General features: G+C 62.7%; 19 protein-coding genes and 1 tRNA gene. 9 read left to right on the forward strand and 11 right to left on the reverse strand.

The window, feature by feature from the left end:
* Positions 1 to 84 precede the first annotated feature (84 nt).
* Positions 85 to 3,108, forward strand: coding sequence for a DUF2339 domain-containing protein (locus ACFCW2_RS03250; protein ID WP_379548153.1), 3,024 nt, complete (start codon positions 85 to 87; stop codon positions 3,106 to 3,108).
* A gap of 193 nt (positions 3,109 to 3,301) precedes the next feature.
* Here the strand turns inward: ACFCW2_RS03250 and rplA are convergent, their stop codons facing one another.
* Both rplA and rplK read right to left on the reverse strand, forming a co-directional pair.
* Positions 3,302 to 4,000 (reverse strand): 50S ribosomal protein L1, encoded by a 699-nt coding sequence (rplA, locus tag ACFCW2_RS03255; RefSeq protein ID WP_379548154.1) that lies wholly within the window; start codon positions 3,998 to 4,000, stop codon positions 3,302 to 3,304.
* 2 nt (positions 4,001 to 4,002) lie between these two features.
* Positions 4,003 to 4,434, reverse strand: coding sequence for a 50S ribosomal protein L11 (rplK, locus tag ACFCW2_RS03260; protein ID WP_379548155.1), 432 nt, complete (start codon positions 4,432 to 4,434; stop codon positions 4,003 to 4,005).
* A 287-nt stretch (positions 4,435 to 4,721) separates the two neighbouring features.
* Between rplK and ACFCW2_RS03265 the strand changes: the two genes are divergently transcribed.
* Complete coding sequence (locus ACFCW2_RS03265) at positions 4,722 to 5,780, forward strand: retroviral-like aspartic protease family protein (protein WP_379548157.1); 1,059 nt, start codon at positions 4,722 to 4,724, stop codon at positions 5,778 to 5,780.
* Positions 5,781 to 5,800: 20 nt separating this feature from the next.
* Here ACFCW2_RS03265 and ACFCW2_RS03270 read toward each other — a convergent pair whose 3' ends face one another.
* The 3 genes from ACFCW2_RS03270 to secE form a co-directional block, all read right to left on the reverse strand.
* Positions 5,801 to 7,387, reverse strand: coding sequence for an AbgT family transporter (locus ACFCW2_RS03270; RefSeq protein WP_379548159.1), 1,587 nt, complete (start codon positions 7,385 to 7,387; stop codon positions 5,801 to 5,803).
* Between the two features lie 105 nt (positions 7,388 to 7,492).
* The gene (gene nusG / locus ACFCW2_RS03275) at positions 7,493 to 8,029 is read right to left on the reverse strand and encodes a transcription termination/antitermination protein NusG (RefSeq protein ID WP_379548160.1); all 537 of its coding nucleotides are present in this window, start codon (positions 8,027 to 8,029) and stop codon (positions 7,493 to 7,495) included.
* Positions 8,030 to 8,096: 67 nt separating this feature from the next.
* The gene (gene secE, locus ACFCW2_RS03280; RefSeq protein ID WP_379548161.1) at positions 8,097 to 8,327 is read right to left on the reverse strand and encodes a preprotein translocase subunit SecE; all 231 of its coding nucleotides are present in this window, start codon (positions 8,325 to 8,327) and stop codon (positions 8,097 to 8,099) included.
* 251 nt (positions 8,328 to 8,578) lie between these two features.
* On the opposite strand from secE, the gene ACFCW2_RS03285 reads away from it, so the two are divergent.
* Both ACFCW2_RS03285 and ACFCW2_RS03290 read left to right on the forward strand, forming a co-directional pair.
* Positions 8,579 to 10,114: an alanine/glycine:cation symporter family protein gene (locus ACFCW2_RS03285; protein ID WP_379548162.1), complete on the forward strand. Its 1,536-nt coding sequence runs from the start codon at positions 8,579 to 8,581 to the stop codon at positions 10,112 to 10,114.
* Between the two features lie 35 nt (positions 10,115 to 10,149).
* Entirely contained in the window at positions 10,150 to 10,875 is a 726-nt protein-coding gene (locus ACFCW2_RS03290) for a glutathione S-transferase family protein (RefSeq protein WP_379548163.1), read from the forward strand.
* A 5-nt stretch (positions 10,876 to 10,880) separates the two neighbouring features.
* On the opposite strand, the gene ACFCW2_RS03295 is transcribed toward ACFCW2_RS03290, so the two are convergent.
* A complete protein-coding gene (locus ACFCW2_RS03295) occupies positions 10,881 to 11,036 on the reverse strand; it encodes a hypothetical protein (protein WP_379548164.1) in 156 nt (51 codons plus the stop codon).
* A 184-nt stretch (positions 11,037 to 11,220) separates the two neighbouring features.
* On the opposite strand from ACFCW2_RS03295, the gene ACFCW2_RS03300 reads away from it, so the two are divergent.
* Positions 11,221 to 11,862 carry an ATP-binding cassette domain-containing protein gene (locus tag ACFCW2_RS03300; protein ID WP_379548166.1) on the forward strand — a complete coding sequence of 214 codons (642 nt, stop codon included), beginning with the start codon at positions 11,221 to 11,223 and terminating at the stop codon, positions 11,860 to 11,862.
* Positions 11,859 to 13,247 (forward strand): hypothetical protein, encoded by a 1,389-nt coding sequence (locus tag ACFCW2_RS03305; RefSeq protein WP_379548167.1) that lies wholly within the window; start codon positions 11,859 to 11,861, stop codon positions 13,245 to 13,247. Before ACFCW2_RS03300 ends, ACFCW2_RS03305 begins: the two co-directional genes overlap by 4 nt.
* A 48-nt stretch (positions 13,248 to 13,295) precedes the next feature.
* Here ACFCW2_RS03305 and ACFCW2_RS03310 read toward each other — a convergent pair.
* Positions 13,296 to 13,371: transfer RNA gene (locus tag ACFCW2_RS03310), tRNA-Trp, on the reverse strand.
* Positions 13,372 to 13,513: 142 nt separating this feature from the next.
* Between ACFCW2_RS03310 and aat the strand changes: the two genes are divergently transcribed.
* A complete protein-coding gene (aat, locus tag ACFCW2_RS03315) occupies positions 13,514 to 14,215 on the forward strand; it encodes a leucyl/phenylalanyl-tRNA--protein transferase (RefSeq protein ID WP_379548168.1) in 702 nt (233 codons plus the stop codon).
* Here aat and ACFCW2_RS03320 read toward each other — a convergent pair.
* The 4 genes from ACFCW2_RS03320 to ACFCW2_RS03335 form a co-directional block, all read right to left on the reverse strand.
* Entirely contained in the window at positions 14,128 to 14,718 is a 591-nt protein-coding gene (locus ACFCW2_RS03320) for a DUF2155 domain-containing protein (protein WP_379548170.1), read from the reverse strand. The two genes, aat and ACFCW2_RS03320, sit on opposite strands and share 88 nt — an antisense overlap.
* Entirely contained in the window at positions 14,718 to 15,134 is a 417-nt protein-coding gene (locus ACFCW2_RS03325) for an NADH:ubiquinone oxidoreductase subunit NDUFA12 (protein WP_379548171.1), read from the reverse strand. The genes ACFCW2_RS03320 and ACFCW2_RS03325 overlap by 1 nt, the downstream gene beginning before the upstream one ends.
* Before the next feature lie 174 nt (positions 15,135 to 15,308).
* A complete protein-coding gene (locus ACFCW2_RS03330) occupies positions 15,309 to 15,785 on the reverse strand; it encodes a DUF192 domain-containing protein (RefSeq protein WP_379548172.1) in 477 nt (158 codons plus the stop codon).
* Between the two features lie 5 nt (positions 15,786 to 15,790).
* Positions 15,791 to 16,408 carry a regulatory protein RecX gene (locus tag ACFCW2_RS03335; protein WP_379548173.1) on the reverse strand — a complete coding sequence of 206 codons (618 nt, stop codon included), beginning with the start codon at positions 16,406 to 16,408 and terminating at the stop codon, positions 15,791 to 15,793.
* A gap of 143 nt (positions 16,409 to 16,551) precedes the next feature.
* On the opposite strand from ACFCW2_RS03335, the gene ACFCW2_RS03340 reads away from it, so the two are divergent.
* Both ACFCW2_RS03340 and ACFCW2_RS03345 read left to right on the forward strand, forming a co-directional pair.
* Positions 16,552 to 18,297 (forward strand): fatty acyl-AMP ligase, encoded by a 1,746-nt coding sequence (locus tag ACFCW2_RS03340; RefSeq protein ID WP_379548174.1) that lies wholly within the window; start codon positions 16,552 to 16,554, stop codon positions 18,295 to 18,297.
* 99 nt (positions 18,298 to 18,396) lie between these two features.
* Positions 18,397 to 19,605, forward strand: coding sequence for a toxic anion resistance protein (locus tag ACFCW2_RS03345; RefSeq protein WP_379548175.1), 1,209 nt, complete (start codon positions 18,397 to 18,399; stop codon positions 19,603 to 19,605).
* Positions 19,606 to 19,607 lie beyond the last annotated feature (2 nt).

A 19,607-nucleotide genomic window follows, 5' to 3' on the forward strand; every position in this document is an offset into this window, starting at 1 on the left:
TCCACCCCCCGCATTCTCGCACCCGCTTGCTTGACTTCCGGGCGCTTTCCATAGCCTAATCGTGATGCATTTGCGGGGGCGTTCTTGGAACTACTGATCATCATCGCCTTTGGCGCTGCCATCTACTGGTTGTGGCAACGTGTGGACGCGCTGCAAAGGCGTATTGACCAGTTGGAATGGGCGCAATCGGCCGCTGCCGAGCAGGTCGCAGAAGAACCGGTGGCGTCGGTGGCACTGGTCAGAAGTGTTGCCGAAGATGTTGCTCAGTCGGAAATTCTTCCTGAACCTGAACCTGAACCTGAGCCTGAGCCTGAGCCGGAGCGCGAGACGTCTCTCGCGCGTGAAGCTCTGCCAGCGGAAGATCCTCCCTTCGTAAGCGCAGAGCCGGCAGCCGCCGACATTACCGAGCAAGTCGAAAACGAGCCGGAGCCAGCGGCAGAGCCAGACCCAGAGCCAGAGCCAGAGCCTGCCAAGCGCAGCTTCGACTTCGAGGAAATTTTTGGGCGCAGGCTACCAATCTGGGTCGGCGGGATAACGCTCGCCATCGCGGGCATCCTGCTGGTCCGCTACTCCATCGATGCCGGTCTGGTGACGCCGTCGGTGCGCGTGGCGATGGCGTTTGTTTTCGGAATCGCCCTTCTGGCGGGTGCCGAGTTTGCCCACCGCAAAGCCGATCTGGTCGGCGATCCGCGCATCTGTCAGGCACTCGCGGGGGCGGGCCTCGCGACGCTGTATGCCGGGTTCTACCTTGCGGGTTCGCAATACGGGCTAATCGGTCAGACGCTGGCATTCCTTGGGCTGGCGGCGGTGACGGCCGCCGCGATTGCATTGTCTTTCCGGTTCGGGCTGCCATGCGCGATCCTCGGTCTGGTCGGCGGATTTGCCGCGCCGCTGCTGGTCGGCGGGGAGGAAGCCAACCTGCCGCTGCTGACCATCTATCTCGGCCTTGTAACCGTTGGCCTGACCCAGGCCGGGGAGCGTCAGGGCCGCCCTTGGCTTTCGCTTGCCGCACTGGCCGCCGGCCTTGGCTGGGGTGCGCTTTTGCTGCTGTACGACGATGTCGGGACCGCCGAGATACTGGCGCTCGGCTTCTACCTCCTGCTGCTGGGTGCTGTGCTGCCCTCGCTGGTGACGGGTGGTTCGTTTGCGCGGCCTGTGCGGCTGGCATCCGCGCTGGTCGCCAGCCTGCAACTGGCCTTGCTGGTCGACCGGGCGGGTGACGGCCTGCTGGCATGGGGACTGTATCTGTTGATGGGGGCAACGCTAGCCGGACTCGCATGGAAACGCGCAGAGCTGCGCGAAGCAAGCGCAGTGGCCATGGTGATCGCCATCGGCTTGCTGACGCAGTGGGACCCGGTGGCGGACTGGACATTCTATGCATTGGTGGCTGGGGCGGCGGTGATTTTCGCAGGCGTCCCCACGCTGCACATCTGGCTCTCGAACGAAGCGAAGCCCGCCACCTTGGCAGACCGAGCGCAAGTCGCCGCCGGATCGCTCGGGCTGATGGCGGCGACCTATGTTATCGTGGGCGAGCCGTTTGCCCCCGAGACAACCGAGTGGCGTCCTGCCATCACGGCGCTGCTGCTCGCAGCTTTCCCGCTCGCCGCGGCCATCCGCACCCGCCGCGATCCCGATGCGACAGGCTGGACAGCGCTGTTCAGCGCCTCTGCCGCGCTGCTGGTGCTCATATGCGCCCTGCTCGTCACGCCGAGCTGGACCGCGCCGATTGTCGCCGCGGCCGTTCTGGGCATTCTGCTGTTCGCCAATCTGCGGCGGTCCGACAAGGCATCGACAGCCCTCATCAGCGGTGCCTGTATGGCCGTGCTGCTTCTGCTGTTCGGCTCTGCCGGGTTCGAGCAGGAATTCGAGAACCTGTTTACCGGCCAGCAGGACGGGATCGATGGACGCGCTATCCTGCGCTGGGCCGCCGTGTCGCTCGCGCTTGGCGCCGCCGCATGGAGAGCCAAGGCAGGACGCGCATTCGATATCGGCCAAATCGGCGCGGCGCTGGCAGGCTACGGCCTCGCCGCACAGATCCTGCCCGCCGACACGTTGCCTTGGCTGGCGGCGTTTGCTGTTGGAGCGTTCGGCTTCGCGCGTTTTGCTGCCGATCCGGCACGCTGGGCGCTGCTGGGTGTCGCAGGGTTGTGGGCGCTGCTCCCGCTGATGGAGTGGAGCGCGACGGGCATAGAAGCGGGTGCTGGCGCGCAGACCTTCCTGCTGGATTGGCCGACATGGCGGGACGCCTTGCTGCGTATCCTCCCATTCGGCGCTGCCGCTGCTGCCCTGGGCTGGCGAGGGGGCGAGGCCCGCGAATGGAGCGTGCCTTACGTGCCGGGACCAGCGCTGTTCTGGGCGGCAGGCGCTGCGCTGCTGGTGACGCTGCATATTCTCTACAAACAGATCTTCGGCATCGAGACCCAGACTTCCTTCATTGCGAATGCCTTGGCCGAGCGGACAATCTGGCAGGCGCTGCTGATAGGCGGAGCGGCGATTGCTCTGCGTCCGCTGCCCCGCATCGGTGCCCAGCCTGCCATGGCTTTGGCGCTGACCGGATTGGCGCTCGCACATCTCGTCTGGTTCACCGGGGTGGTCCACAATCCGCTATTCACTGCGCAAGCCGTGGGGCCGGTGCCGATTGCCAATCTGGCGCTGGCCGCAGGCATCGTGGCGCTCGCCGCCCTTTGGTTGATACGCGGTATGACGGGCCTTCGTGGCAGACAGGCGGTGGATGCGCTGGCGATGATTGCCATCACCGTCACCGCCCTCGCTTTGCTACGCCAGATGTTCTCCGGCTCTATCCTGACAGCCCAGCCGATGGGCCAGACCGAGGATCTGCTGCGCTCGGTCATGGGCATTGCGCTGGCCATTGGCTTCCTGTTGATCGGCCGGATGCGCGGCGAGCAGAGCTGGCGCATCGGATCGCTCGTGCTGATGCTGCTGGCGGTGGCCAAGGTGTTTTTGATCGATGCCGCCGCGCTGGAAGGCCTGCTCCGGATCGCCAGCTTCATGGCGCTGGGCTTCAGCCTGCTGGGCATCGGCTGGCTCTACGCCAGACAGCTGGGCACCAAAGGCAGCAAAGAAAATGCCGAAGCCGACCCCAGCTGACCCAAAGAAAAGAAAGGGCCTCCCGCACCAAACGCGAGAGGCCCTATAATCTCATCACTGTCCTATTGAACAGCGCATCTTCATCCGGTCGCGAATGCGATCGCATAGGCCGACCGGCCGCCCGCAGCGACGTGGCCTCCAGGCCACGTGAGCGAGGAGGAGTGAGCGCGGATGCGCTCACTCACCCCGAAAATTACGCCCCTTCCATCCCGCTCGTATCGATCTTCAGGCCGGGGCCCATGGTCGAGGTGATGGACAGCTTGCGCAGATACTTGCCCTTCGCGCCCGATGGCTTGGCCTTCAGGATCGCGCTGGTGAAGGCGTCGAAGTTGGTCTTCAGATCGGCATCCTTGAACGACATCTTGCCGATGCCGGAATGCACGATGCCCTGCTTCTCGACGCGGAATTCGACCTGGCCGCCCTTGGCGTCCTTCACGGCCTGCTCCACATTCGGGGTTACAGTGCCCAGCTTCGGGTTCGGCATCAGGCCCTTGGGACCCAGCACTTTACCGAGGCGGCCGACAACGCCCATCATGTCGGGCGTGGCGATCACGCGGTCGTAATCGAGATTGCCGGCCTGCATGTCTTCCATCAGGTCTTCCGCCCCGACCTTGTCGGCACCGGCGGCCAGCGCCTTGTCGGCGTTGTCACCCTTAGCGAAGACAGCGACCTTCACGTCCTTGCCCGTACCGGACGGCAGGGCAACCATGCCGCGGACCATCTGGTCGGCGTGGCGCGGATCGACGCCGAGGTTCATTGCGACCTCGATCGTCTCGTCAAACTTCTTGGAACCGAATTCACGCAGCGTGGCCAGCGCGTCTTCGAAGCTGTACATGGCTTCGGGATCAATCTTCTCGGCCCGCGCCTTCTGCATTTTCGTCTGTTTCGCCATGATCAGCCCTCCACCACTTCGAGGCCCATCGAACGGGCAGAGCCGCCGATGATCTTGATTGCCTGCTCGATGTCGTTCGCGTTGAGGTCCTTCATCTTGGCCTCGGCGATTTCGGCAAGCTGGCTCTTCTTGATCGAGCCGATGATGTCCTTGCCGGGCTCTTTCGAACCGGATTTGATCTTCATCGCCTTCTTGATCATGTAGCTGGCTGGCGGCGTCTTCGTTTCAAACGAGAAGCTGCGATCGGCATAGACCGTGATCTTGGTCGGGATCGGGGCGTTCTTTTCCATGTCCTGCGTAGCGGCGTTGAACGCCTTGCAGAATTCCATGATGTTCACGCCGCGCTGACCCAGCGCAGGGCCGATCGGCGGGGACGGGTTGGCAGTGCCGGCGGGCACCTGAAGGTTGATATAACCTTCGATCTTCTTGGCCATGAGAGGCCTCCTTTTCTCACTGTCGCCCCGGTTTGTGGCCGGGGCTCATGGTAAGCGGTCAAGCGGCACATCGTAAGAAGCACCTCCCGCAGCGGGTTTCCTAAGCTGAACTTGGGAAGCGCGGCACATAGCGCTTTCGCCCCAATTTGCAAGCGATTCGGCACGAATTGGGCGGGAACCGGACCATGTCAAAGCACAGGTGAGAGTGTGTGGTTGAGTCAGCAGGTATGAAGGCGCAGACAGCAAACTCACCGCCAGTTCATTCCGCCCGCTGGATATATGCCTCTATGCCTCCTTTTCGTTCTCTCATTCTGTCGGCTTCGGCCTTTGTCGCTGCGCTCGGCGCGGGCGGCGTTCCGGCAGGTGCGGCTGCGCAGGACGCGCCGGAAAGCGCTCCTACCCCAAGCCGAATACCAGCCCTGCCCGTTGCCGAGATCGACGAGACACTGGCCATCGGCGGCGAAGAAATCGACGCCCGCAAATCGCGCAGCCGCATGACTGTGGAGGTCGAAGTAAACGATCAGGGGCCGTACCGGTTCGTGGTCGATAGCGGCGCCGATACATCAGTGATTGGCAAACAGCTGGCGCGCGAACTGGCGCTTCCCGAAGGATCACCCGTGCTGCTGCACGCCATCACCGAGAGCAAGGTGGTGGACCGCGTCATGGTTGACGATTTGCGCCTTGGCCCCACGGTGACCACCGGACTGGAACTGCCCGTGCTGGAAGAGCGCAATATTGGCGGCGACGGGATGATCGGGCTGGATGCGTTGGTCGAACAGCGGCTGATGATGGATTTCGAGGAGCGCGTCATAACGGTGGACGATGCCGCCACCCGTCCGCGTTTCGAAGGCGGCACCATCGTGGTCACCGCGCGACTGCAACGCGGCCAGTTGATCCTGACGGAAGTGTCGGCCGGGCGCGTCACGGTGGATGCGGTGGTCGATACGGGCACGGAGATCACGATTGGCAACTCGCTGCTGCGCGACAAGCTGAAGGCGCGCCGTCCGCGCGATTTCCAGACCGTCACCGTTTATGGAGTGACGGGCAAACCGGTGGAAATGGAATTTGCCATCATCCCCGAATTGAAGATTGGACCGATCACGCTGAACAAAGTGGCGATCGCCTTCGCCGATGTCCCGCCCTTCGCGGTGTTCGGCATCGACAAGGAGCCCGCGCTGCTGCTGGGCACCGACCTGATGGAAAATTTCCGCCGCGTCTCGCTCGATTTCAAGGAGCGCAAGGCCCGCTTCCAGCTGAAGATTTGCGACAGCCGCCGCACAGTACTGCGGACCAGCGGCATAGCCAGCCGCATCAAGGCGGCAAAAGGTACCGCCTGCGCGCGCTAGGGCTGGGCGACTTCAGCCGATCAGGACGTGTAATAGGTGGGCGAACCCGGACCCACCGGAATGCCCAGCACGAAGGTCCAAAGGTAGAAGAAGATCGACCAGAAAAAGAGAAAGAACATCGAATAGGGCAGCATCATCGCAATCAGCGTGCCGACGCCCAGATTCTTGTCATACCGCGTGGCCCAAGCCAGAATCAGCCCGAAATAGCTCATCATCGGGGTGATGATATTGGTGGTGCTGTCGCCGATGCGGTAGGCCGCCTGAATGGCCTCCGGCGCATAGCCGATCAGCATCAGCATCGGGACAAAGATCGGCGCAGTGACTGCCCATTGCGCACTTGCGCTGCCGAGGGAAAGGTTGATCAGCGCACATAGCAGTATGAACATGAAGAAGATCGCCGGGCCGGTCATGCCGGTTTCGACAAGGAAGTTCGCCCCCGTCACAGCAGTAATCGCGCCCAGATTGGTCCAGCCGAAAAACGCGACGAACTGCGCGGCGAAGAATACCAGAACAATATACAGGCCAAGCGAGCTGAGCGCCTTGGCCATCGCGTCGATCACGTCGCGGTCGCTTTTCATCGTGCCCACCGCGCGGCCATAGGCATAGCCGAGGGTCACGAAGAAAATGAAGATCCACACCACGAACCCGTCGAAGAACGGGCTGTCGATCCGGTCGCCGGTTTCGGGATTGCGCAGGATGCCCCACTCGGGAACCAGAACCAGCGCCATCAGGCCCAGCACGCCGAGCAGCGCAAGCCCCGCCCAGCGCAAACCCTTGCGCTCCGTATCGGAAACTTCATCCATCATCCTGTCATCCAGAATGGTCTCGTCCGCACGGCTGGAATCGTAAGTGCCCAGTTTCGGCTCGACGATATAGATCGTCACCAGCGAGCCGATCAGCGTGATGAGGAAGGTCGAGGCGACCATGAAATACCAGTTCGCGGTCGCCACCACGGTGTATTCAGGGTCGATCAGTTGCGCTGCTTCCTGCGTGATCCCGGCCAGCAGGGGGTCAATCGTGCCGATCAGCAGGTTCGCGCTGTAGCCGCCCGAGACCCCGGCAAATGCCGCAGCCATACCCGCCAGAGGATGACGACCCAAAGCATAGAAAATCGCCGCGGCAAGCGGAATAAGAACCACATAGCCGACTTCGGAAGCCGTGTTCGACACGATGCCAGCAAAGACGATAGCCACGGTCACAAGGTTCTTCGGCGCGCCCAGCACCATGCTGCGTACAGCCGCCGATAGCAGACCGGAATGCTCCGCCACACCCACACCCAGCATCGCCACCAGCACCACGCCGAGCGGTGCAAAGCCGGTGAAATTGTCGACCAGGCCGGTGAATATCCGGCGCACCCCGTCGCCGTCCATCAGGCTGACCGCGCGGATCATACCGTCCTCGGCCACGCCCTTGGAGCCCGCCGGGCGCGGATCGGCAACGGCAATTTCCATCCATCCGAGCAAGCCGGAGAGAAGAACTATGCCGAGCGCCAACAATGCAAAAAGCGTAACCGGATGCGGCAGCAGATTGCCGAGCCATTCGACGCCGTCGAGAAAGCGGGTAAACCCGTTGCGGCGCGGCTGCTCGGACTGCGTTTCTTCGGCCATGCCGCATTATCCCCTTTTCGCTGCGTGTTCCGGCGTTTACCGAAACACTTTTCGCAGGCGGGGATGAACCTGCACCAAACGGGCGGGTTCGCCGCCCGCTGCGCCTTACTTCATCAGTTCGACTTGCTCGAAATCCAGTTCCACCGGAGTCGCACGGCCGAAGATCGAGACCGAAACCTTGACCTTCTGCTTGTCGAAATCGAGCTCTTCCACCACGCCGTTGAAGCTGGCGAACGGGCCGTCCAGCACCTTGACCTGATCGCCGATTTCGTAATCGACACTGATCTGCTGCTTGGGTGCGTTCTTGGCTTCCTCGACACCGCCGAAATAACGCGCAGCTTCTTTCTCGGAAATCGCCTGCGGCTTGTTGTTGGTGCCCAGGAAGCCGGTGACCTTCGGCGTGTTTTTCACAAGGTGATAAACATCATCGGTCATATTCAGCTTCGCCAGAACGTAGCCGGGCATGAACTTGCGTTCGACCTGAACTTTCTTGCCGCGTTTGACCTCGGTCACGGTTTCGGTGGGCACTTCCACCTCTTCCACACCCTCGGCCAGACCCAGACGGTCAGCCTCGGAGAGAATTGCGTCGCGTACCTTGTTCTCGAAACCGGAATAGGCGTGGATGATGTACCAGCGTGCCATGGGTGTCAGTATCGTCCGTTTAATCGTGTGATGGGTGGTTCAACCGAAGGGCGGGTCAAGCGCCCGATCAGGCAAGCGTCAGCAGCCAGCTGACAATGGCGCCGAACGCCGAATCGATGCCGAGGAAGAACAGCGAGAGGATAACAACCATAATCCCGACGAAGATCGCCGTGGTCACGGTTTCCTGCCGGGTCGGCCAGACGACCTTGCTGGCTTCTGTGCGCACCTGACGGATGAATTCGCCCGGAGACGTCTTCTGCTTCGCCGGAGCTGCTGATTTCGGTGTTTCTTCCGCCATTAGGCTTACCGCTTTCGTGTGAACCAAAAACTTGTCGTCGTATCGTCTCTTCCGGGTAGGGCCTATCGCCGCCCCGGGCTAGGTCCGGGAGGGCAGTGGTAGGCTCCGATGTCGGAAGACCCGAACGCATCTAATGGCGCAGGGCGGCAAAAGCAAGCGTGGGGGAAGAGGGGAGCAAGAAACCCGTTGCAGGCGAAACCGCCCCGCTCTAGCGTCGCGCGCTTAAGGGACAAATCGGGGAACATCATCACATGACTGCACCAGCTGGCGGCGAGGCCGAGCTTAGTTTTGGCGAACGGATGGTGGCACCTGTCACCAATGTATCCGATTTCATCTGGGCGGGGACATGGAACGGGGTGGAATTGCTGCCCTTCCCCCCGATGACGATCATCCTGCTGGGCATTGGCCTGTGGGTGATGGTGGGCCTGAAATTCTACCCCATCGTCAAACTGGGCAGTGCCTTTGCCGGCCTGTTCAAGAGCCGCAAGGGCGATGGCGACGGCGAGATTTCGCCTTTTGCCGCGCTTTCGACCGCGCTATCGGGCCAAGTCGGCACCGGGAACCTGGCCGGTGTAGCCACAGCGATCGCACTGGGCGGACCGGGCGCGATCTTCTGGATGTGGGTTACCGCGCTGTTCGGCATGGCGCTGGCCTTTGCCGAGGGCTCGCTGGCCATTCGGTACCGCGAGAAAACATCGGACGGCGTCTATCGCGGCGGTCCGATGACCTACATTATGATGGGTCTGGGGCCGAAGTTTACCTGGCTCGCCATCATCTTTTGTATCGGCACGCTGTTCAGCGCGCTGGTGACGGGCAACTCCATCCAGTCGAATGCGGTGGCCGATGGCCTGAATGAACTGTTCGGCATTCCAGAAGCTTGGGGCGGCGCAATTGTCGCCGTGCTGGTTTTCATCGTCATCATTGGCGGGATCAAGTCGATCGGGCGCGTGGCCGAAAGCGTCATCCCGTTCATGGCCGCTGCCTATATCGTGATGGCCTCCATCGCCCTGATCCTGAACTTCGCCGATCTGCCCGCAACCTTCGCGCTGATCTTCCATGGCGCGTTCAACCCGCAGGCGGCCACCGGCGGCTTTGTCGGCGCGGCAATCATCCTTGCGATCCGGGCCGGTGTGGCGCGCGGTCTGTTCTCCAATGAGGCGGGTCAGGGCTCCACCCCGATTGCCCACGCTGTGGCACAGACCAACGATCCCGAGCAGCAGGGCCGCATGGCGATGCTGGGGACGTTCATCGATACCATCGTGATCTGTACGATGACCGCGCTGGTGATCTTGACTGTGCGCGGCGAATTTGTCGGCGGCGGCGAGGCGGTGGCGCATGCCTGGCAATCCGACCGCGTCGGTTTCGAGATGACCAGCGGCGCATTTGCGGCGGCCTTCCCCCTGGAAGTGGTGGGCGTGCCCATCGGTGTGCTGGTCGCCAGTGTGGCGCTGATCGTGTTCGTCTTCACCACCCTGCTGACGTGGAGCTATTATGGGGAACGGGCGATCACCTTCATCTACGACCGTATCCCCGGCTCGACCCGTGGCGGCGAGAAGAAGCTGCATATCGCGTGGCGGGTCCTGTGGTGCTTCGTGATCTGGCTGGGCGCAGCTCAGCCGAGCGAGCTGGTCTGGCGACTGGGCGACATCTCCAACGCGGCGATGGCCCTGCCCAACCTGCTGGCGCTGGCGCTGCTCTCTGGCGTGGTGTTCAAACTGGCCAAGGGTCAGAAGGATGCCGGGCCGACGCACACCGCCGATACTCCGGAGGAACCGGAGGAGTACTGATCGCGGGCTGACACTTCACGAGGGGAGAGACGCATATGACGATGGAACTGATCGGCATGCCTCTCTCCCCCTTCGTGAAGAAGTGCGAGCTGGTCCTTCGCGAGAAGGGGCTGGAGTTCACCTATCGCCAGATCTCGCCGCTGATCGAGCGGGAGGCCTATCTGGAATACAGTCCAGTCGGTAAAATGCCGATCCTGAAAGACGGCGACTTCGCCCTGCCCGACAGCTCTGCCATCTGCGCCTATCTGGATGCGATTGCGCCCGAGCCACCCCTGCTGCCGGCAGAACCCAAGGACCGCGCATGGGTGCTGTGGCTGGAGGAATATTCCGACAGCGCGCTGCTGGAACTCTGCGCTGGCCTGTTCCGCTGCCGCTTTATCGGCCCGCGCCTGATGGGCCTGCCGGTGGACGAAGAGGGTGCGCAGGCGCTGCTGAATGATACCCTGCCGCCGATCTTCACCTATCTGGAAGAGCAGCTGGCCAATGGTCGCGAGTATCTGTGGCACGGCGGATACAGTCTTGCGGATGCGGCCGTCGCTTCGCAGCTGTGCATGATGGTCCTAGCAGGTGGGGAGGTCGATCCCGCGTCGTGGCCGAAGCTGGCCGCCTGGCACGAGCGCGTGCGCAAGCGGCCCGCCTTTCAGGATTGTCTGGCCGAGGAACAGCGGTTCTTCGACGTGTGGCAAAATTCCGACCAGTTCAAACCGGCGGACGGTGCCGCGGCCGCGCGCCAATTGCGGATGGACGAGACGGACAGCTAGACGCTTCAGCCCAGCGCCAGCAACCGCGCCAGAAAGCCGCTCCGATGCTGTTCCATCGGCTGCACTCGCCCGTGATGCATCAGGCGCAGAGTCGGGTCGCGAAACGGACGCGGACTGGTCCAGTGATCGGGCTTGCTGCTGCGAAATGTATAGGCGGACAAAAGCTTTCTCCTTATGACGGGTTAAACACTTCACCGCTGCTCTCGCACGACTCGTCTGCGCCGACGCTGAATTGCGCATTCGGAAATTGTTCAGGAAATGCGCCTCCTTGCTGAACATGCACTGTGATGCAGGGTTGGCCCAAATCCTCTTGCGCTGGTGTATTGTTATGATAATACACCAGTCATGACACTCGAAGCCCGCTCCCTCGCCCGATCCTTTGGCCGCAAGAAGGTGCTGGAGGATGTGAGCGCCACATTCCCCATAGGTCTGACATTGCTGACCGGGCCAAGTGGAGCGGGAAAATCGACCTTGCTGCGGCTGCTGGCGACGGCGGACAAGCCCAATAGCGGCGAGATCATCTGGCAAGGTCAGCCTCTGCCCGCTGCCCGGCGCGCCTTGCGCCAGACATTGGGATACGCACCGCAGGCCGTCGATCTGCCAGAGGACTTGACCGCGCGCGAGTTTGGCCTGCACATCGCTTCGCTGAAAGGGCTGAACCGCAGCGAGGCGGATGCGCAGTTTGCCGGCATATTGGAAGCGCTCGGTCTGCTGCCCGACATCGACCGCCGCATTCAGGGCTATTCGGGTGGTATGCGTCGCCGATTGATCACCGCGCAGGCCTTGCTCGGCGAACCTCAAGTGCTGACACTCGATGAGCCAACCGCCGAGCTCGACAGCGAAAGCGCCGCCGCCGTGCATGGGCTGGTGATGGAGCGCGCAGCCACGGCCAGCGTTATCATGACCACCCATCTGGGCGAACAGCTCGCCCCGCAGGCCGTGCAGAACCTGCGCATCGCCGACGGGAAAGCGCAGCAAGTCGGATGACCGCTTCCACTGTAACCGCATCGGCATTTGGTGCCGACCTCCTGCGATACCGCCGCAGCGCATCGCTCTGGCTGCTCCTGCTCTGCGCCCCGGTGGCCGCACGCTACATGATTTCGGAAACCGAGGGCGAGGGCGTGTCCATCGCAGTGGGCGGGCAATTGCCAGTCCTCACCTCGCCCGTCTTTGGCATCTGGCTGGGCATCGTCGTCTCTACCCTCGTGATGCCGGTGGTGTTCATCTATCTGCGCGCTGGCCCGACACGGCGGCAACCATGGCAATTGGACGAGACCAGCCCTGCCAGCCGCATCGCGATAGCACTCGGGCGTTTCGGGGCCGACGCGGCGATCATGATGGGCGTGCTGATCGCGCTCAGCCTACCTGGATTGTTTCTGGCCTGGATGAAGGTGACAGGGCCATACCAGCCGGGCCATATCCTGCTGCTGTTATGGGTGGTCGCGGGGCCGACCTTGCTGGCGGTGGCTGCGATCCGGATTCTGTTCGACGCGGTGCCCATCTTGCGCGGTGCGCTGGGCGATTTCCTGTTTTTCATGCTGTGGATGGCGAGCATCATCGTGCCTTCCATCGCCGCGGAGAACGGCTCCACCTTTGCCAACAACATGGCCTCTGTCGGAGGGGCAATACGCCCGCTGATGGAGTCAGCGCCGCCGGGGTCCGAGTCGTTCGCCATCGGTACGTCGAGCTTGGCCCCGGGACGGGTGGAGCTGGACCCGTGGGCTGGCATCGGCGCGCAAGGGTATCTCGCCTCACGCGCAGGCTGGGTGCTGCTGTCGCTGGCCATCGCCGCCCTTGCCGGGCTCGTCTACCGCCCACACAAGTCCAAGGCGCGGACCCAGAGCTTTGCATGGCTGGACCGCCTGACATTGCGCAGATTGCTGCCCGGTGCCGCTCCCTCCGCACAGCGCGCCAGCCGCGCCGGGCTGGGCATCGTGTCACTGGTGCTGGCGGAGATGCGCCTGATCGCCTCCGGGCCATTGTTCCCGCTGCTCGCCGTGGGCGCTGCCGCCATCGGACTGGCGGATGACTACCGCCATGCCGGCAGCCCCGCCGCGCTCCTGCTGCTGGTCTTTGCCTTGTCGTCCCACGCCGGCCGCACCGAAGCACGCGGGCTGGTCGCCCTGACCGCCACAGCCCCGTTCCACCCGATGATCCGCCGCGTGGCATTTGTCATCGCAGGCACGGTGCTGTCGCTAGCCATCGCGGTACCCGCTATGATGGTCCACGGGCCGCTCCATGTGTTGGAGCTGGCGTTCCTGACCGGCGCGGCTGCCTCACTCGCGGCAATAGTTCTGGCATGGGCCGCCCGCTCACCCTTCGTGGCGCGGATCACCCTGCTGATCGGCTGGTACGCCTATCTGGCTTCGTAATATGGGATTAAGGGTCTGCGGCGGGATACAAACCGCGCGGCAATTCCCTGGCAGGGGCGGAGGGACTCGAACCCACGGCCCTCGGTTTTGGAGACCGATGCTCTACCAACTGAGCTACACCCCTGCAGGGAGCCGCAGCCCCTAGGCCAGCACGCGGGCGGTAGGCAAGAGGCAATCGCTCTCATTCGCCCGCTTGGGGGGGGTGGGGGGGCGGTGATACCAAGCATTGCTTGCCGCCTTTGCCAGCGCGCGGCATGGTATCCGCCATGCATGCGCCGATGCCCTCGCTGATTTCGCCGGAGCTGCTGCTTTCGGCCTATCGCCATGGCATTTTCCCGATGGCCGACAGCCGCACCGATACGGAGATTTTCTGGGTCGAGCCGCGCGAGCGGGCGATTCTGCCGATTGACGGTTTTCGCCTGTCACGCTCGCTTGCCCGGACTTTGCGGCGGGGCAAGTTCCTCGTGACCTGCAACACAGCGTTCCGTGAAGTCGTGCGCGGCTGTGCCGGTCCGCGCGAGGATGCCGACGGAACATGGATCAGCGGGCGAATAGAAGCGAGCTATGCCGCTCTGCATGCGCGGGGCGATGCCCATTCGATCGAGTGCTGGGAAGGCGAGACGCTGGTCGGGGGAGTTTACGGTGTCGGCTTTGACAGTGTGTTTTGCGGCGAAAGCATGTTCAGCCGCCGCACCGATGCTTCCAAAGTGGCGCTGGCGTGGCTGGTCGCGCTGCTGGGCCGCGCGGGGTGCAAAGTGTTCGATTGCCAGTTCATGACCAGCCATCTGGAATCGCTGGGCGCAGTACCGCTCACCCAGAAGGCGTATATGCAGATGGTGGCAGATGCCGCCGTGCCGCAGCGAATGACGCTGGAGCAGGCTTACGCGTCGCTGTCATCCGAAGCGGAGGACGATCCCTCTTCTTCGCCCGGGAAGCTCATCGCGCATTCTTTGACCCAGACGTCGTAAACCGGGTGCTCGACCACATTGAGGCCGGGCAATTCCTTGAACAGCCAGCCTGAGAATGTCTTCGCCCACTGGTCCTCGTCATCGCGGGACTGGACGAGCACCTGGACGAACGCGCCGGTTTCCTGCGGCATTTCCCACGGCGCGGTGCGCTCGCAAGCAGACAGCCGCACGATCACATCGCCGATGCGGCGCGATTCGCCGGGCTTCAGCTCGAGGTCCTGCGAGACATTGTTGCGTTTGTTGAGCAAGCCCAGTGTCGCGACGCGGTCTTCCATCGGGCTGCCGATCTCAGCGGCACGGGCCACATCGGCAGCGATGACCGCCTCGTCCTCGCCCGCTTCGGGCTCGTTCTCCGGCTCTGCCTGTTCGGTTTGATCGTCCAATGTTGCCGGCTCTGCCGTTGCGACAACCTCGGGCTCCGCCTCTTCAGTGTCACCGGAACAGGCGGCCAGCGCGAGACTAGCAGCCACTGTCAGCGCAGGAATACCGGACCGGAGCATCATCAGTCGCCCGGGCTCCACGCCTCGTAATCGCCGACAGCGCTGGCCCGCTTCCCGCCCCGCTCCAGCGCGCCCTGCGGACGGTAAGCCTGCGCGGTGCCGGTGGCGTTGGGGGTGTAATCGACTTCCCAGATTTTCGCGGCGGGCAGAAAGCTTTCGGGCACATCGTCGCCCGCACCGTGCAGCCAGCCATGCCATTCTGCAGGCACGCGGCTGGAATCATTCGCGCCGTCATAGATCACCCAGCGCCGTTCGCGCGCGGAATAGCCACCTGCGCCTTCGTCACGCTTCTTCTTTTCGCGATAATATTTATTGCCCTGCGCGTCGGTGCCGACATGCTCTCCATTGCGCGCAGACCACAGGCTGGTGCCGATCGTGGCACCATCCCACCAGGTGAAGATTTTTCCGAAGATACCCATAATGGAAAAGCGCCTAGCCGATAGTTACTGGCCAAGAAAGACCATACAATCGCAGGTGCCCCAAAGCGCCTGCCAGAGCCCGACCGGGCGACGACCGGTCAGGCCGCCCCCTCGGAGGCATTTGCGAAGCAAATCAGCCGCGAGAGAAAACAAACGCCGAGAGATAAAAGCGCCTCACCACTCAACCGTATCGCCCGGCCCGATGCCCAATTCCTCTGACAGTCCGCCCCGGACTTCGAACACCGCGCTGACCGGGCCGATGGAGGAGACCGATTCGAGTGAATAGGGGGTCGTCATGGCGGCAATGTTGAGGATCTTCCGGTCGGTGCCGATGAAGATGATATCAAGCGGCAACGGCGTGTTCTTCATCCAGAAGCTGGCAATTCCGGCATCGTCGCGGGGGAAAATCATCGCCTCGTCATCCGCCAGTTCGGTGCGGAACATCAGGCCCTGCGCCTGCGCTTCGGGCGTATTGGCGACTTCTGCGCGGAACACATGAGCGGCGGTGCCGCTGCGGATGGTCACCGGGATGATCCGCAGATTCGATGTGGGGTGGCGTTCGTCTTGTGCGACAGCTGGGGTCGCCTCGGCAGAGGGCTGCGGGGAGCACGCGGCGAGAGCCAGCGCGAACGCTGTCAATAGTGGCGCCATGATTCTCATCCATCCCACTCCGCCAATTCGTCCAGCCATTCGTCCAGCTCCTGCTCGGTGCCCGCATCCAGCACCCTTTTCGCTTCGGTAAAGGCATGGCCTGCACGCAGCATTGCGGCAAGATGCTTCTCGCGGGTTTTCATATCCGGAGGCTCGATCGAGAAGGGGCCGATGCGCTTTTTACGGGCGAGCAATATCGCAGCCTTGGCGCGCTTGCGTGGGCCGGTATCGACGCGCTCGCGAATGCCTTCCTCTACGCCCGCCTCGCGAAGGGCCTGTCCCACACGTCGCGGACCATATCCCCGTCGCAGCAGGTCACGCCCGCGCATCTGGGCATAGGCCTCGTCATCCAGAAACCCGCGCGCCGCAAAGGTCTCGGCGATTTCCTGTGGAAAGGGCGGCTCCCCGCCGCTTGCTTCCTCGTCCCACCCCCGCTCGCGCAGTTTGCGCTCCAGATAGCGGACAAGTTTGGCGCGCGTCGTCGCGTATCTGGAGACATAATGCAGCGCAAGTTCCTGCAATTTCTCGGCGTCCAGTGGTTTGGGAGGACGTTTCTCGCGCGGCTTCCTCTCGGCCCCCTCGCCGCGCTTCTTGCCCCAGTTTTTGCGTCCCGAGAGCGGCACGGCTCCTCCCCTTCGCCATATTCGTGCCACACTCTCAATCAAATGGGAAAGTGTGATGGCGCCACAACAAAGAAAAATGATGCGCCGACCGCTGAGAGGATGCGCTTTCCGGCGCGCTACACACGGGTTTCGCATTTCCTGACATGACCGATACACAAACGAATTCCGCACTCGTTCCTACACCGAATGATTGCCCGCTCCCCCGCAGGCTGTCCGATTTCGGCACCTTGAACGAGGCTATCGACTACGCCGCGCGCAGCGAGAAGGGCCTGAACTTTCACGACATGCGCGGCACGCTGGTGCGGCCTTATCCCTATTCCGAAATGCGCGAGGATGCGCTGGCGATGGCGTATCGTCTGGTCGCGCAAGGGGTCGAGAAAGATGACCGGATCGCTCTGATCGCCGAGACAGGTCCGGAATTCGCCGCCCTGTTCTGTGCCTGCATCTATGCGGGCGCGTGGCCCGTGCCGTTGCCGCTGCCCACCACATTCGGCGGGCGGGACAGCTATGTCGACCAGCTGGCCGTGCAGCTGAGCAGTTCTGACCCGAAGATGCTGATCTATCCGCCCGAAATCGCCGAAATGGCGGCAGAGGCGGCGAAGGCGCAGGGTTGCACCGGCATGGACTGGGCGACACTGGCTGAAAAAGAGGCACCGCAATGCGACCTGCCGCCCGCATCGCCGGACGACATTTGCTATCTGCAATATTCCAGCGGATCGACCCGCTTTCCCACCGGCGTGGCGGTTACGCACAAGGCGCTGCTGCACAACCTCTATGGCCACTCCACCTCGATGGCGCTGGGGCCCGGAGACCGGGTGGTCAGCTGGCTCCCGTGGTATCACGATATGGGGCTGGTCGGCTGCTTCCTGTCACCAATCGCCAATCAGGCGTCGATCGATTATCTGAAGACCGAGCATTTCGCCCGTCGTCCGCTGGCGTGGCTCGATCTGATCAGCCGCAACAAGGGCACCACGCTCAGCTATTCGCCCACCTTCGGCTATGACATTTGCGCCCGCCGCATTTCCAGCCAGAGCCATGTGGCCGACCGGTTCGACCTGTCCCGCTGGCGCACCGCGGGCAACGGAGCGGACATGATCCGCCCCGACGTCATGCAGCATTTCATCAACGCCTTCGCCGATGCCGGTTTCAAGGCGGAGGCCTTCACCCCCAGCTACGGTCTGGCCGAGGCGACCTTGGGCGTCACCGTGATGCCGCCGGGCGAAGGCATTCGGGTGGAACTGGTGGAGGAAGAGCGCCTCTCGGGCAGTCCGCGCAATCTGGACCGCCCCGCCCGCTATCGCGCGATCGTCAATTGCGGCAAGCCGATGCCGGACATGAAGATCGAGATTCGCGATGAAAAAGGCGCGGCGCGCGGCGATCACCAGATCGGCACGGTGTGGTGCGCCGGGCCCAGCCTGATGCATTCCTATTTCCGCAATCCGGAAGCGACCGAGGAAGCGCTGGTCGATGGCTGGCTGGACACCGGCGACATGGGTTATGTTGCTGACGGCTACCTCTATATCGTGGGCCGGGCCAAGGACATGATCATCATCAATGGTAAGAACCACTGGCCGCAGGATATCGAATGGGCGGTGGAGCAATTGCCCGGCTTCAACCACGGCGACATTGCAGCCTTCAGTATTGAAAGCGAAGGCGGCGAGGAAGCGCCCGCAGTGCTGGTCCATTGCCGCACATCGGAGCCGGAGGAGCGGGTCAAATTGCGCGATTCCATCCGCGAGAAAGTGCAGGCCGTCACGGGCATGAACTGCGTCGTTGAACTGGTGCCCCCGCGCACTCTGCCGCGCACATCCTCGGGCAAGCTGAGCCGCGCCAAGGCCAAACGCCAATATCTGAGTGGCGAGATCGAGCCCTATTCGCTGGCGGCTTGATTCGTTTGGCGGCTTGAAAAGCGTGTCTTAGCCACTTAATACACTTGTATAGCCGTCCCGCTAGGAGGGACCGCGCAAGGAGGCTGGAAGACCGCATCTATGGCGACGAACGAAACCAAAACCGACACGAAGCTGGATTTCGAGCTGACACCGCCCGATCCCGTGCCGGAAATCGCGGTGGAGAAAGCTGCCGGTCTGGTGCCCGTTCAGGACGAGGTGAAGGACAAGCTTGCCGCCAAGGTCGAAGGCTTTGTCGCCGATCTGATCTCTGCCGATGCCAACTCGCCCGAATTTGGCGAGAAGGTCGATCAGCTGACCAATATGGGCCGCAAGGAAATCCTCGCTGCCTCGCAGCATTCCAACCGCTTCCTGGATCGCCCCGTGCGCGCGATGAATCAGGACGAAGGTGTTGGAGCTGATCTGGCCGAGCTGCGCCGCGTGGTGGAGGAGCTGGACCCCGGCAAGAAGGGCAAGCTCAGCAAGGGGCGCAAGCTGCTGGGCATCATCCCCTTCGGCAATAAGCTGAACAATTACTTCCGCAGCTTCCAGAGCGCACAGACACACATCCAGTCCATCCTGAACAATCTGTCGAGCGGCAAGGACGAGCTGCTGATGGACAATGCGGCCATCGATGTGGAGCGTAAGAAGCTGTGGGAGGCGATGGGCAATCTGGAGCAGATGATCCACATCTCCAAAACGCTCGACACGCGGCTGGAGGAAAAGGCCGCCGAGCTTGACGCGACCGATCCCGCGAAAGCGAAGGCGGTCCGCGAAACGGCACTGTTCTATGTCCGCCAGCGCACGCAGGACCTGCTGACCCAGATGGCGGTCAGCGTGCAGGGGTACCTCGCGCTCGATCTGGTGAAGAAGAACAATGTCGAGCTGGTCAAAGGCGTTGACCGCGCCAGCACCACCACTGTGGGTGCGCTGCGCACCGCTGTGACGGTGGCCGAGGCGATGACCAATCAGAAGCTGGTTCTGGGCCAGATCACCGCGCTCAACGAGACGACGGCTGGCATTATCGACAGCACCTCTACCCTGCTGCGCGACCAGACCGGCAAGATCCACGAACAGGCCGCCAGCAGCACGATCCCGCTGGAAACGCTGCAACGCGCCTTCCAGAACATTTACGACACGATGGACGAGGTCGACACGTTCAAACTGCGGGCGCTCGACAGCATGAAGCAGACGGTCGAGACGCTGTCGGGCGAAGTCGAGCGGTCCAAGGGCTATATCGCCCGCGCCGAAGGACAGGCCGAAGCATCTAAAAAGGTTGCCACCAGCGACCTGCTGAGCATCGAAGGGTGACG

The sequence above is a fragment of the Qipengyuania algicola genome, assembly GCF_042492175.1.
Classification (GTDB): domain Bacteria; phylum Pseudomonadota; class Alphaproteobacteria; order Sphingomonadales; family Sphingomonadaceae; genus CAJXSN01.

Bases quoted from the DNA above. Each gene is read 5' to 3' on its own strand.
- rplA (WP_379548154.1), bottom strand. From the start codon at position 4,000: ATGGCGAAACAGACGAAAATGCAGAAGGCGCGGGCCGAGAAGATTGAT.
- rplK (WP_379548155.1), bottom strand. From the start codon at position 4,434: ATGGCCAAGAAGATCGAAGGTTATATCAACCTTCAGGTGCCCGCCGGC.
- ACFCW2_RS03265 (WP_379548157.1), top strand. From the start codon at position 4,722: ATGCCTCCTTTTCGTTCTCTCATTCTGTCGGCTTCGGCCTTTGTCGCT.
- ACFCW2_RS03270 (WP_379548159.1), bottom strand. From the start codon at position 7,387: ATGGCCGAAGAAACGCAGTCCGAGCAGCCGCGCCGCAACGGGTTTACC.
- nusG (WP_379548160.1), bottom strand. From the start codon at position 8,029: ATGGCACGCTGGTACATCATCCACGCCTATTCCGGTTTCGAGAACAAG.
- secE (WP_379548161.1), bottom strand. From the start codon at position 8,327: ATGGCGGAAGAAACACCGAAATCAGCAGCTCCGGCGAAGCAGAAGACG.
- ACFCW2_RS03285 (WP_379548162.1), top strand. From the start codon at position 8,579: ATGACTGCACCAGCTGGCGGCGAGGCCGAGCTTAGTTTTGGCGAACGG.
- ACFCW2_RS03290 (WP_379548163.1), top strand. From the start codon at position 10,150: ATGACGATGGAACTGATCGGCATGCCTCTCTCCCCCTTCGTGAAGAAG.
- ACFCW2_RS03300 (WP_379548166.1), top strand. From the start codon at position 11,221: ATGACACTCGAAGCCCGCTCCCTCGCCCGATCCTTTGGCCGCAAGAAG.
- ACFCW2_RS03305 (WP_379548167.1), top strand. From the start codon at position 11,859: ATGACCGCTTCCACTGTAACCGCATCGGCATTTGGTGCCGACCTCCTG.
- aat (WP_379548168.1), top strand. From the start codon at position 13,514: ATGCATGCGCCGATGCCCTCGCTGATTTCGCCGGAGCTGCTGCTTTCG.
- ACFCW2_RS03320 (WP_379548170.1), bottom strand. From the start codon at position 14,718: ATGATGCTCCGGTCCGGTATTCCTGCGCTGACAGTGGCTGCTAGTCTC.
- ACFCW2_RS03325 (WP_379548171.1), bottom strand. From the start codon at position 15,134: ATGGGTATCTTCGGAAAAATCTTCACCTGGTGGGATGGTGCCACGATC.
- ACFCW2_RS03330 (WP_379548172.1), bottom strand. From the start codon at position 15,785: ATGGCGCCACTATTGACAGCGTTCGCGCTGGCTCTCGCCGCGTGCTCC.
- ACFCW2_RS03340 (WP_379548174.1), top strand. From the start codon at position 16,552: ATGACCGATACACAAACGAATTCCGCACTCGTTCCTACACCGAATGAT.
- ACFCW2_RS03345 (WP_379548175.1), top strand. From the start codon at position 18,397: ATGGCGACGAACGAAACCAAAACCGACACGAAGCTGGATTTCGAGCTG.